Origin of the sequence: Gilvimarinus agarilyticus (genome assembly GCF_000832015.1) — a bacterium.
Lineage (GTDB): Bacteria > Pseudomonadota > Gammaproteobacteria > Pseudomonadales > Cellvibrionaceae > Gilvimarinus > Gilvimarinus agarilyticus.
In genome coordinates, this window is sequence record NZ_JXCJ01000001.1 from 1,743,242 (window position 1) to 1,756,896 (window position 13,655).

Annotated in this window: 6 protein-coding genes; 4 read left to right on the top strand and 2 right to left on the bottom strand. The window is 53.8% G+C overall.

The genetic code is table 11. The features are described from left to right. Positions 1–32: 32 nt before the first annotated feature. Positions 33–3,716, bottom strand: coding sequence for a TonB-dependent receptor (locus SD69_RS07490; RefSeq protein ID WP_041522720.1), 3,684 nt, complete (start codon positions 3,714–3,716; stop codon positions 33–35). Between the two features lie 354 nt (positions 3,717–4,070). Here SD69_RS07490 and SD69_RS07495 point away from each other — a divergent pair, with 354 nt between their 5' ends. The 4 genes from SD69_RS07495 to SD69_RS07510 are packed head-to-tail and all read left to right on the top strand — an operon-like array spanning position 4,071 to position 11,265. Further along, positions 4,071–7,499 carry a HEAT repeat domain-containing protein gene (locus SD69_RS07495; protein ID WP_084591512.1) on the top strand — a complete coding sequence of 1,143 codons (3,429 nt, stop codon included), beginning with the start codon at positions 4,071–4,073 and terminating at the stop codon, positions 7,497–7,499. A gap of 18 nt (positions 7,500–7,517) precedes the next feature. After that, positions 7,518–8,174, top strand: a complete 657-nt coding sequence (locus SD69_RS07500) for a putative glycoside hydrolase (protein WP_041522721.1) — start codon at positions 7,518–7,520, stop codon at positions 8,172–8,174. Positions 8,175–8,195: 21 nt separating this feature from the next. Then, positions 8,196–8,894, top strand: a complete 699-nt coding sequence (locus SD69_RS07505) for a 3-keto-disaccharide hydrolase (protein ID WP_041522722.1) — start codon at positions 8,196–8,198, stop codon at positions 8,892–8,894. 1 nt (position 8,895) lies between these two features. Beyond that, positions 8,896–11,265, top strand: a complete 2,370-nt coding sequence (locus tag SD69_RS07510; RefSeq protein ID WP_041522723.1) for a PVC-type heme-binding CxxCH protein — start codon at positions 8,896–8,898, stop codon at positions 11,263–11,265. Positions 11,266–11,325: 60 nt separating this feature from the next. On the opposite strand, the gene SD69_RS07515 is transcribed toward SD69_RS07510, so the two are convergent. Further along, a complete protein-coding gene (locus SD69_RS07515) occupies positions 11,326–13,644 on the bottom strand; it encodes a beta-galactosidase (protein ID WP_041522724.1) in 2,319 nt (772 codons plus the stop codon). Between the last annotated feature and the right edge of the window lie 11 nt (positions 13,645–13,655).

Genomic DNA, 13,655 nt, shown 5'->3' on the forward strand with positions numbered 1-13,655 from the left:
GCCTGCACCTTTCTCTAGTGTCTTAGTTATTGTTAGAAGACCATGCGCAGACCTAAGCGGAAGGTGGTACCCACTTTGTATGCGCTTACGGTACGGTCGGTTGGTGCATCGCCGTCCAATGGGTTGCCCTCTTCCATGGCGACGTAACTAACGCTACCGTCCTCGCCCACGAGCTGTTCAACTTGCAGCTCGCGGTTGGTGTAGTAAGTGCGGTACAACGCGTCGGTTAAGTTAATGGCCTGGAAGGTCAGATCCATGTTGTCGTTGATGGCGTAGGTGGCCGACAGGTCAACTGTGTCACGACCTTCGTTCCACAGTGAGCCCTGGAACCAGGTGCGCCCGCGCTGGCCGGTGTTCCAATCGTTACCTACCAGTGAGTCAGACGAGCCTCGGTAGCTAATGCGAACCTGATGGCCGTCTTGCTCCCAAAACGCGGTTAAGTTGTACGTGTGCTCGGGAGTGTCGGCAACCGGGTAGGTTGGCAGCAAGCGGTTCGGGTCGATGCTGGAGAAGTCGGCCTCGTATTCACTGTCTTGATAAGTGTAGTTAGCTTGCATGCCCAACCCGCTTAAGAAATAACCGGGTAAAAAGTCGTAGGTCTGCTGGTAGCCTAGCTCCAAACCGCGAATTTCGGCGCCTTTACCGTTAACCAGTTTGTTGATATTGAACTGGTTACACAGCTGCTCGTAATCCTCGGAGTATGCCAGCGGGCCACCAAAACCGGATTGCGTGGTAAAGCGGATCGGCATACAGCCATCTAAGCCGCTGTTTGGCTGCGCAGAGTCGGCCAGCATGACCAGGTCATCGGCGCTAAACGTACCTTCTACCTCACGTACGTCGGTGATGTAAGTCTGCGCCGACTCGGTATCCGTAAAGTTGGTCATGTCTTTATAGAACAGGGCCGCGCTGATCATTGACGTATCGTTGAAGTACCACTCAAGCGACAGGTCCAGGTTGTTGGACTCCATCGGGTCTAGCTTGGTGTTGTACATGTTAACCGTACCGGGGTTTGATGGCAGGGTGCCCCAGTAAGTTGCCCAAAGCTCGGTAATGCGGAAGCCTGGGCGCAGCTCATCGATGGCAGGGCGAGTCATGGTTTTTGACAGCGCCATACGACCAATCAGGTTGTCGCTAAACAGATAGTTCAGGTTCAAGCTTGGCAGAACGTTTTCGTATGTGTGACTGTTTTCGGTGGCAAAAGAACCGATGGATTTATCCTGCTGGTTGAGCACGGTGTATTGATCGATACTGCCCGAGTCGATGGTGCCGTCCCACTCGATGTTGGGGCTGGTCAGTGACGAATCCCAACCGTGGTTTCGGCTGGTGCTTACATCTGCGTAACGCCACAAGTTGTTCCATGTGGGGCGGTAAGCGTATTCGTCTTGGTTAAAGCCAGGCTCTTGTGAGTCGATGGCCCACTGGGCGTACACTGGGTCGTGACAAGGATCTTGCACGCCGTCGCCATTGGGGTCGAACATTGGCATAGGCGTCCAGGTGCTTGGATCCGGCCCTGCCGAGGTGTCCCAACCGGTGCCATCAATACGCGAGAATTTATTCTCGTAAGCCGGGATCTGGTTAAAGCGCTCTGCCGGGTCATTGCTCCAGTTAGAGGGCATGGGGCACTCAGGCAGTGAGGTGTCGCGTAGCTGTAGCAACGTCAACGATGAGAATTCTGATTCATCGGCGTTGTCCGGGAAGTCGTGATACACCGCACCCGAGGCGCCTACAGCTTCAACTTCGGTCTCGACGTAACGCACACCGATATCACCTGTTAAGCGGTCATCCAGATACGAAAAGTTTAACTTCAGATAAATGGCCGAGGTATCCAGTGTCGTTTCGCGCGTGTTGCTTGGGTCTACGTTGCGCGACAGCTCCGGGTCGCCTACTACCGTGTTATAGGCCGCATCGACGTCGATGGGTGCCCAGTTTATGCTTGGCAAGCCCAGGGTGCTTAAAAAGTCGTCGTACGCCAGAGAGTCGTCACGCTGGAACTCTACCGCACGGATGTCCGACAGCGCGCCGCCTGGGATTGACACCGGGTTGCCCGCTGAATCGAAAATAATCTCAGAGGTGGTGTTAGAGTTGTAGGTATAGTTCTGCTGATCGACGAGTTTTTCACGCTGGCTTACTTTGCCGCCAAACTCGATGGTGGTAATACCGGCAAAATCTAAATCGTAATCGAAGTCCAATTGAACATTGCTGATGGTGTCTTCTACGGTTACGTCGGCTTCAGAAATGCTACCCAGGTGAAAACTGTTTAAGTCATGTGGGTTAAAGCCGGTGTAGGCGGTATTGTCGTCAGAGCCTGGCAAGGGGAGGCCAGTTTCCGGATCGGTGAAGTCTAAGAGATTATCACCAAGATCGACGTAGCTGCTGCCAAATACCGGGGCGCACGCATTGGCGTGGCATTGATAGCCGACTGGCTCAATGTCTTGCCCTGCTCCAAACAGAATGTTGGAAGGCACTTGCTTCCAGTTTTGCATGTTGGTGTAGCGGCTCGGCAGGCTTTCGGATTTACTGTTGGAGTAGCCGGCCATCGCCGACATGCGGAAGTTGTCGGTAATTTCTTGGTCAAAGCGCAGGGTGGCACTGGCGTTTTCTTGTTCATCGCCGCCTTCGGAGCGGGTTATGTCGCCAATGCTATAGCGGTTAACCTGATTGATTAAGGTAAGAGTGTTGGTATCTACGGTCCACCAATCTTCTTGCGGGTCAGTAAAGCTGGCTACTTGATCGGGGTAGTTTTGGCTCCAGTTTTGGTTTTCGATCAGATTCGGGTCGGTACCCATGCGCAGCGAAAAGCCGTCATAGTTTTGCTCGGTGGTCTGATTGGCGTAGGTCGCATCGAAGCTAAGTTCGGTACCATCAGTAGGCGCCCACTGCAGGCCTAAGGTTGCACCATAGCGCTCACTTTCGTTGTCGAACAGCTCATAGTTAACATTGGTTGGGCTGATGGCCCGAATACCGGAAATAATATTGCCATTTTGATCACGGGCAATATTGATATCGCGCGCTTCAAAGTTATGCGCACGGTATTGGTCTTTGCGGTAATCATTGGTTTCAGTGTAAGCCGTTAAAGCAACACCAAAGGTGTCGTCCAAAAACTTCTTAGAGCCAGCCAGTTGCAGTTTGTAGTTTTCTTTCTCACTAAAGTCGTTATAGCGGCCCTGAATAGTGGCTGTGTATTCGTCTTCCGCTTTATCCAGAGGGCGAACCGTTACTAGGTTTACGGTAGCGCCGAGTGAGCCTTCATCCATATCAGCGCTAGGCGTTTTAATTACCTCGAGTTTTGACAGGATATCTGATGAGTACGCGCTTAAATCCACTGCTTGACTGAAGTCAGTAGAAGAGAGCTGTTGACCGTTTAAGGTAATGTTGTTTTGGTTTGCGCCGGCACCACGCACGGTGATGGTCGAGCCCTCGCCGTCACGGCTCACCACCGATACACCCGTAACACGACCCAAAGCATCGGCAATGTTCTGATCGGTGTTCTTACCCATGTCCTCGGAGTTGATCGTGTCCATGATTTGCTGCGAATCGCGCTTGTTGTCCATGGACTTTTGCAGCGCACCGCGTATACCACGAACCACAACTTCTTCAAGTACGAGCTCTTCGGTGGATTGTTCGGTGTCTGATTGAGCGTAAGCGCCTATGCCGTGGCTGGCCAGTATGGCAGCCGAAAGCGCGGTCAACTGGAAGCGTTTAGTGATGTTAGACATCTGTGACCTCTCTGATCGTTCATTATTTTTATGCTTTACCGCCAAACCTATGACGATGCGTAGCAAGTTTTAGGGTGCGGCTCATTTATGCTATCCGCTCTTTTTGTTCCCAAGGTAGATAATTAAAGATTATTTGGCTATTGTCAATAGCAGATTGTATACAATGGGCCTGAGTGGTAAGCTTGTTATTAATGAGGTTATGGTTATTGGTAATAAGTATAAGGCCTCGGGCCGCAGCTGTGGTGGCTAGGTTCCGTTAAATTTAGCTGAGCCTGATATAGGAATCAATAATAATGAATAGCGGCCTCCGGTTAGCTCAATGCCCGGGAGAGCAGCTAACCAGAGAGGACTCTTATGCGTTATAGGCCGCGTTTTCAACTGATCGCCCTTTTGCTGGCGCCTTTTGCCTTTGGGGCTCATACAGAAGGTGCAGGGCACCCCGCCAAATCTGGCTCTAAGCTAAAGACTACGCATATGTCGGCGCTGCAAGCGAGCGATGCGGCACAGAAGGCGAGCGCAAGCTTGATGGAGAAACTCGCGCCGGGCATTAACCTTCAGCTATGGGCCGGCGACACCCTCATCGACGATCCGGTGGCCCTGAGTATGGATTGGCAGGGCAACGCCTGGGTGACGATTACGAATCGCAGCAATAACTCTGAATTTGATATTCGCGGGTGGCCGCAATGGCACGCGGACACGCTGTCGTTTACGTCGGTGGCCGAGCGCGGTGAATTTTTAAAGCACTACTTTGCCGAGTCGAGCAACCTGGGGCCGGACGATGTACCCGATCGCAATAGCAATGGTAAGCATGATTGGCGCGATTTGGCCGTCGTCAAAGAGGAGGTGTTAAAAGTTTCCGATACCGATGGCGACGGGCGCGCCGATCGGGCGCAAACCGTACTAGAGGACTTTTCAACGCTGGTGAGTGATGTGCTGGGAGGCGTTTACTACGATAACGCGACCGATTCGCTGTACTTAACCGTTGCACCCAACGCCTGGCGCGCCAGCGACAGCACCGGAGATGGGTATCTGGATCAAAAAACGTCGCTAGCCGAGGGCTTTGGCGTGCACATTGGCTTTAGCGGCCACAATATGTCGGGTGTGACTAAAGGCCCCGACGGGCGTATTTACTATGGCATAGGCGATATCGGTGCCGATATTACCGACCTGGAAGGCAAGCGCCATAAGCACCCGCACGAGGGGGTGATTGTGCGCAGTGAGCCTGACGGTAGCCACCTTGAGGTATTTGCGACCGGCCTGCGCAATACTCATGAATTTACCTTCGACAAATACGGTAACCTGATTAGCTCGGATAACGACGGCGACCATGCCGGGGAGTTTGAGCGGTTGGTATACCTGATCGATGGCTCGGATACCGGCTGGCGCACCCACTGGCAGTTTGGCAAATACACCGACCCCACAAACAACCGCTATAAAGTCTGGACCGACGAGGGCTACCACAAAAGCCGGTTTGCCGAGCAGTCGGCATTGATTTTGCCGCCTATCAAACCTTTTTATGGCGGCCCCACCGGGATGGTTTACAACCCAGGTACGGCGCTCAATGAGACGTGGCAAGATTACTTTTTTTTGGTGCAGTTTACCGGCACGCCCGGTAATTCGGGTATTAATGCCTTTACCCTAGAGCCCGATGGTGCCGGCTTTAAGCTTGGCGAAGATAAAACCTTTATGCGCGGCGTTCAGAGCACGGGCCTGGATGTGGGCCCGGACGGCGCACTTTATACGGCCGACTGGGTCGATGGGTGGAAAGTTAATAACACCGGTCGTATCTGGAAACTGGATGCCGACACACCGCACCCATTACGAGCGCAAACCCAACAGCTGTTGCAGCAGTCGTTTAGCGAGCTATCCGCCACACAGTTAACCGCGTATTTATCTCACCCCGATCAGCGCGTGCGCAGTAAAGCGCAGTTTGAGCTGGCCGCGCGCGGTGATCAGAAAAACCTGATAGCGGCGCTGGCGGGCGAATCGCAACTGGGGCGCATTCACGCCATTTGGGGGGTGGGCCAGTTGGCGCGGCACGACTCACAGCTTGCGAAACCTTTAATGCCGCTCTTGCAAGACGCCGATGACGAGATTCGCGCACAGGCTGCCAAGGCGCTTGGTGATACCCCTTATCCCGACGCCGAGCCTGCGTTGCGTGAAAATCTCACCCACCCGAGTGCGCGAGTGCGAATGTTTGCCGCCCAGGCGCTGGGGCGCATTGGCGCGACGTCATCGTTTGCGGCAATTGTGGCAATGCTGCAGGACAACAACGACAGTGATGTCTACCTGCGCCAAGCCGGCGCCATTGCCCTGGCACGTTTAGGGCAAGAGCAAGCGTTGGGTGAGCTAGCCGAGCACCCCTCGGTGGCGGTAAGAGTGGCCGCCGTTATCGCGTTAAACCGGTCGGCAAGCCCAAGGCTTGCGGCGTTTTTACAGGACGACAACGAGTATGTGGTAACCAACGCTGCCCGGGCCATCAACGACGACGCTTTTGTTGACGCTGCATTACCGGCACTGGCCGGACTGCTGCCTGAGCCACGCTTTAGCAACGAGCCTTTGCTGCGCCGCGCGATCAATGCCAATGCTTTTATAGCGGATGCACAAAGTGCGCAGCGGTTGGTGGCCTTTGCTGGTAATAAACGCTATTCGGCCGTGGTGCGCGCCGAGGCGCTCAATGCGTTAAGCGTGTGGCAAAAGCCGTCTGTGTACGACAGAGTGAGCGGGCTTTACCGGGGCGAGCGACCCACCGAGTCCACGGCGGCGATAGCGGCGCTCGAGCCTGAGTACGCGAGTTTACTTCAGGCCCCCGAGCCCGAGCTGCGCGAGGCGGCCGCCAACGCCGTGGGCCGTTTGGGGCTCAGTGAGGGCGGCGTTATTCTGGCCGCTTTGGTGCAAAACGACAGCGCGGCCAACGTGCGTCGTGCGGCACTGGAAAACTTACATCGGTTGGGTTATAGCGAACTAAAAACGGCGGTGTTTCTAGCGCTAAAAGACAGCGCCGAAAGTGTACGCCGCGCCGCGCTGGGCTTGATTCCCGAGTTGGATATCGCCGCTGCCGATAAAGTGCAGATGTACCAGCTGTTACTGCAAAAAGGCAGCTCTGGCGAGCAGCAAGAAACCTATACCGCTCTGGCAAAAGTTCATGCGCCTGAGGCTGACGCCTTAATTGCCCGGCAGCTGCAATTGTTACTGGATGAGCGTATAGCTCCTGAGGTACAGCTTGAGTTGGTGCAGGCGGCCGGCACTAAACAAAGTCTCCAGGTGCAAACATTGTTGCAGGCATATAAGCAATCCAAACCCGTCGGCGATATGACCGCCCAGTATATCGAGACACTGAAAGGCGGCGATGCCCATATGGGTAAACTGTTTTTCTTTTACAACACCACGGCTCAGTGTGTTCGCTGTCACGTGATGGGCGATTTTGGCTCACCAGTGGGGCCCGAGCTTACCGATATCGGTAGCCGATTAAGCCGTTATCAACTCATTGAGGCGATGGTCGCACCGGGAGCGCGGGTAGCCCCGGGGTTTGGTCGCACCACGGTAACCCTCACCAGTGGCGAAGTGATAGAGGGGCGCTTTGTCGCGGAGAGCGATACCAGCATCACGGTTGTGACCGACACTGACGACGAAAAAGTCATCCCTAGTAAGATTATTGCCAAGCAGAGTTTTTCAGGCTCCGGCATGCCGCCTATGGGGCTAATGCTTGAGAAAGAAAACGTTAGGGATATCGTTGAGTTTTTGGCAAATCAAAAAGGACAAAAAAACACCGTCGGACACTAACTGATATTGAGGTGATACATGAAAACGATAAAAAACCTGGTCACAGCCTTCGCACTGTCTTGCCTGGCGTTAAGCACCTATGCTCAAGATCCGCTGAATCACAATATTTTTTATATTGATCAAGGTGATGCCGTCAAGCCCTGGGAGCTCAGCCTGCAGTTTGGTCAGGTGTTATTAGAGAACAAAGCCGGTGCAACGGTAAAGAATAGTTTAGTGGCCGAGCGCGCTACACGCGAAACCGATGGTGATGCGGTGCGCTTCATCTGGAACAAAAAGAAAGTGCTTACCGAGTGGGGTGGCCAAAACGAAGCCGTCTCTACGGTCAGCTTAATTAACAAAGAAGGCTTCATCGATTTGGCTGAAATTAAAGACCAGGCGGCACTGGTGATAGACCTCAAGGTGCTTGAACGACCCAAAGAGCATGTGACCCTCTCGATCGAGAGTAACTGGAACTGGGAGAGCCGGGCTTCCATCCCACTAAAAAACGTATTACGCAAACTACCTAAAAAAGAATGGGTGAGCCTACCTCTGCCTTTACAATGCTTTAAAGGCGGAGATGTTGACTTCAGCAAACTCACCTCTATGATGTTGTTGCATACTGACGGTAACCTAGAGCTAGAAATCTCTGGCGTTCGGCTGGCGGCGTTTCCGCCCGAGCAGGTGACCTGCAACTAACAAAACAACAAGGATAAATAGATGCGCAAATCGCTACTTTGCGCCGCACTGCTCAGTGCGGCGGCGAGCCTTTCTGTATCGGCCGATCCGGTCGATATTACTCACGATCAAAACTTGTGGATGAATGTTTCGTCGTTTGGCGAGGCTCACTGGCTGGGTGGCGAGATACATCTACTTTCGAGCGATAATTGGTTTCTGCTGACCAAAAAACGCTATCGGGACTTTACCCTGGAGCTTGAGGTTATTGTGCCCGAGGTGGAGGGTGAGTTTATTAACTCAGGTATTATTTTTCGCGCGCAAACCGAATACTCGGCCGACATAGAGAGTCAGTTTGCTTTCGGTTATCAAGCTGAGGTCGACCCTTCCGATCGCCGCTGGAGCGGCGGTTTGTACGAGCAGGCGACCCCGCGGCAGTGGTTGTTTCCGGCCCATGCCGAGCGCTCAGCGCCAGGCGATCACCTAAAAGAAAACTATTCGCCCGACTGGACAGAAGAGAAAGCCACCGCGTTTAAGGCGGGCCAGTGGAACCACTACAAAATTAGCGCCCGTGGGCCCGACATAAAAATCTGGGTGAATGATGTACTAACCACCCACGTTAAAGATACTCATTTAAGTGAAGGTTTTATTGGCATTCAGCACCACGGCAGCCAGGGCTTTGCGCAGCGTGGTGATACCGCCTATACCGTTAAATTCCGCAATATCTCAATCGAAGAGCACTAACATGAGCCACCTAAAACTTCTCGTGACCGCCTTAAGCGTGGTGCTTTGTGGCGCAGTTTCGGTAGCGGCTGAAGAGTCGGACACGGGCTTTAAGGGCGATCGCGACGGTCATGAAATGCGCGATGTTATCCCTAAGCACGAAATCCCCGAAGCCCCGGTACTAAATGTAGAGCAAGCGCTAAAAAGTTTTAACCTGCAACCTGGGTTTGTGGTGGAGCCTGTCGTATCCGAGCCCAATGTTTTTAATCCGGTAGCCATGAGCTTTGATGCAAAAGGCCGAATGTGGGTGGCCGAGATGACCACCTATATGCCCGATGTGCGTGGTGAGGGGGAAATGAAGCCTGAGGGTAATATCGCTGTGCTGGAAGACACCGACGGTGATGGTGCGGTGGATAAACGCCGTATTTTCCTTAGCGATATTATCTTACCGCGCACGATTTCACTGGTAGAGGGAGGCATTTTCTACGCGGATCAAACATCCCTGTACTTTACCGAGGTGCTGGAAAAAGACGGCGTTCTAACCCCGGGTATTCGTGAGGTGGTGGACCCGAACTATGCCGAGGGCGGCAATGTTGAGCACAAACCCAATACCATGCTCTATGGTATCGACAACTGGTATTACAACGCAAAAAGTAACAAAAAATACCAAACCCTACCGCTTACGGCCGAGCTGCCAGAAGGTAGCGAAGAGATTTACCGCAATCAGTACTGGAAGCTAGTGCGCGCCGAGACAGATTATCGGGGCCAGTGGGGCTTAAGCATGGATGATTATGGGCGCCTGTACCATAACGGTAATAGTTCGCCTATTCATGGCGAGTATTTACGGCCAGGCTCGCTCCGCAAAAATCCAGGTTATTGGCCAGAAATGCCAGCTCACTCTATAGGTGATATTTACGTTTACCCCAGCCGTATGAACCCCGGTATTAACCGCGGTTATATGGAGGGCATGCTGGTAGCCGATGGGCCCGATCGCGGCAAGCTTGTGGGGTTCACCGCCGCCAGTGGCAGCCTGGTGTACCGGGGCAGTAACTTCCCGAAAAAGTTCTACGGCATGGGGTTAACCCCAGAGCCCGCGGCCAATTTAATCAGCGCGCGCTTTATTAATGAAGGGGAGGGGGAGCTTACGGGCAAGCCCGTTTACCCAAAACAAGAGTTGTTTACCTCACAAGATGAGCGTTTTCGGCCCGTTAATTTATACAATGCACCCGACGGCACTGTGTACATACTGGATATGTACCACGGTATTTTGCAGCATAAAGAGTTTTTAACCAGTTACCTTGCCGCGCAAATTGATGACCGTGAGCTGGACAAAAACAATAACACCATGGGGCGCATTTATCGTCTACGCTGGCAGGCCAATGAGGCGGCCAAAGTGGCCAATTTAGCGTCGGCTAACAACGCCGAGTTGGTTGCCTTACTGGCACACGCTAACGCTTGGCAGCGAGATACCGCGCGTCGCTTATTGATAGAGCGCAACGCTAAGGCCAGCGCGGCATCGATCCGCAAACAACTTGAACAGTTGCCAGACCCCGTGGGAATCGTGAATAGCTTATGGGCTTTGTACGGCCTGGGCGAAATCGATCTTGCCACGGTAAAAACCTTTATGGCCAGCGAGAACGACCAGGTGGCCATGGCGGCCGCTGCGGTCGGCGAGGCTCTCCCGGAAAAAGACCACAAGGCTTATCACACGCTGTTGCTGAGCCTGGCGCAATCGGGTTACCCGCGCGCGTTACAGGCGGCGGTATCGGTATCGGCCATCAAAGGCGGCACCGATGTGTCAAAGCAGGTGTTAGATGCCTATCTTGATAAACCCTACACCCGCGAGGCGGTGATCAGTGGCTTGGGCGACGATGCCGATGCTTTTATCGCCCGTATTGAGGATGACTACCCTGATGCACAGGTGATGTACGCGCTCAACAATTTAGGCAAAAAACGACAGGATGCCAGCAACCGCGAGCAACTTTCCAAGTCGGGTAAAGCGCTCTATGACGAGGGCAAAAAACTGTACAACGGTCGCACCGCTTGCGCCGGCTGTCACGGAGCGCACGGCAATGGGGTGCCGGGGCTGGGGCCAACGTTTTGGAACAGTCAGTGGGTAAGCAATAAAGAGACACTGGCTAAAGTGCTGCTGCACGGCTTAAGCGGCCCAATTTGGGTGGATGTGCACTACTGGAATACCCAAGCGGTGATGCCGGGCTTTGCCGCTCGGGCCGATATTAGTGATAAGGACTTGGCCGCTATTGCTACTTACATTCGCAACAGTTGGGGCAATACGTTGGATTCTGGCAGTGCCTACACCGAAGCTGAGGTTGCCAAGGTACGCGCTAAAACCGAAGGGCGAGCCACGCCCTACAAAGCAGCAGATTTTTAACGAGCGGTAACACGGTTAAAAAGACCCCGCCCGCGGGCGGGGTAAAGTGTGCCCAAGCGGTTATTGACCGTAGCGTTTGGGGTAGAGGTTGTAGTTAATGTCCTTGGCGGCTTTGATCATCTCTGGGTAGGGGATGTCGGTTACCGTGACAAAGCCAATGTTGGCGTTTTCACCGTCAAAAGCGCGGCCGGTAACAGGTTCATCCACATACTGAAACCAGTGCGCGCCTACCATGTAATCTTTCTCGAGTACGCTCTCCATATAAGCTTTATACATACGCGCGCGGTCTTTTTGGCTGGCGGCGCTGACAATGCCCGGGTGGTAGTTGTCGGAGTCGGTGGTGGCGCCGATGTGAAACTCACCAATTACCACAGGCAAATCGATGTCTTCTAAAAAGGCCCACTGATGGGTTTGCATGCCTTCTTCGTAAATATTAAAACTGAGCACATCGGTGTATTTCACAGAGGCCTTAATAATCTCGTCGGGCATGCCCCAGTTGGCCATGCGTGCGCCCATGTATAGGTGATTCGGCAGGTACTCTTTAAGGGTGCCGTGTACTACTTCAAAGTACTGCTCGCCCAGCGCCTCTAGCAGCGTCGATAAGTCGGCCACTTGTGCCTCCGAGTGCTGCTCGGTGCTGGCATTTTCGGCAAACTCACTCCAGCTACTAAAGTCGGTATTCCAGGCGCGGTTCAACGCGTTAATGCTGGAGTATTGCGCTTGTAAACGTTGGGTAAACGCTTGCTTGGCTGGGCTTTGGTTTGCATTTTTACTCAGAGCATCGAGAATCACCCCATAGCGCTCTGCGACGCTGCCTTCGCGCTCGCCCCAGCTTTTTTCATTGTCGATAAAAATACCCACACACCAGGGCGATGCCTGTACGTCTTTGGCAATCACTTCGATGGTGGCACGGGCGCGCTCGGCAAATACCGGATCAAAAAAGTCGGGCATTAAGCCCCAGTGGTTGGTGTGGCCCGATAGCGTTTGATAGTCGCCAATAATCCAGCCGTTGGCAAAGTAGGGTACCTGCTGGTTGGGGTAAAACGCCGGGTCCACCCAGTTGCCAAACGAGGTAAAGCCCCAGCTGTTCATCCGGTCCAGAGTTACTTCTTCCCATTTTTTCACATAGGATTCGGGCGCGGTTTCGCCGTAGCGACGCTCCAGGTTGGCTCGGTAAAAGCTGTAAGTTTCACCGTGGGGCACCGGCCCTTTGTGGGTCGAGCGGCGGTAACTGTAGTGATCGGCCAGCGGGTCGTCGTAGCCGGGTAGCCATTCAAACATATCGTGGCGGGTTTCATTAATCACATAGCGGCTTTCACGCACCTCGTCCGACACCTTAATAATTCCCATGGAGTCTTCCGGGGTGACTTCATCGGCGTGCACCACGCGTACTGATGGGTCTTTAAAATCCACCCCGGTTAGGGTGGTGAGGTTAGACATACGCACATTGGCCGGGCCATGGGAGAAAAACAAATAGCCGTCCGGATCTACCATCCACCACTTGCCATCGACTTTTTCGGTGCGAAAGTAGCCGGTTGCCTCAAGCTTAGGGCCATCTTTGTAGCCGCCAAAACGCGAGCGATCGGCGGGCCCCGGCTGCTCGGCCAGCTGTTTTAATTCGCGTTGGGCAAGCGCTTTAAGCTCGGCTTCGGATTCCACTTTCAGGGGGGAGTGCTTTTTAGCGGCCTGCCCGAAGCGATCGACCAGGTGAGTGGTCCAGTCGGCGCCTGCATCCGGGTTGGGGCGCAGGACTATATTCCCGATCTCGAGCGTGCGATCTTGCAATACGCCAATGGTATACACCGAGATCTTGCTGATCTGGCTCATGTCCAGAGTTTGGTGCCACGAGCGCCACACCATTTTCATTTCGTCAGACGGCCAGGGCATGGGATTGGCCCACATACCTTTATCGGTGGCGGCTTTCTCGCCCGCCAGCGGGAAAAACACCTTACCTCGATAACCTTTGGGGATGCTCAGCTCGCGCGACTGGCTGCTGCCACTGGTGTCGAACAGCTCGACGTAAAAGTGCGTCGATACCGGCGAAAGGTTGTTTACTTCAAAGGCCAGGTTGTAGTTATCGAGGTTTGATAAATCCCACGGTGTCTCCGGCTCTATGTTAAATGCCGGAGTGTGCACCGAGGCGGGAAAGCGTATATTGAGCACTGGATCTGAGGTTAGCTTGAGCTCTGCTTGCTTGGCGGTGAGCCACCCTTGCTGTTGGGCGCGGGTAACATCCACCAGAGTTGCCGGGAGCTGTTGCGCCGCAAGCTGTGCGCTTGCCTGCTGGGCGGGGTTGGATGTGCTGGCATTGTGGCTAGTACAGGCGCTGCCGAGCGCTGCGCTTATGGCAACGGCCAACGCGAAAGGCTTTAAGGTCATTTTTATTTCCT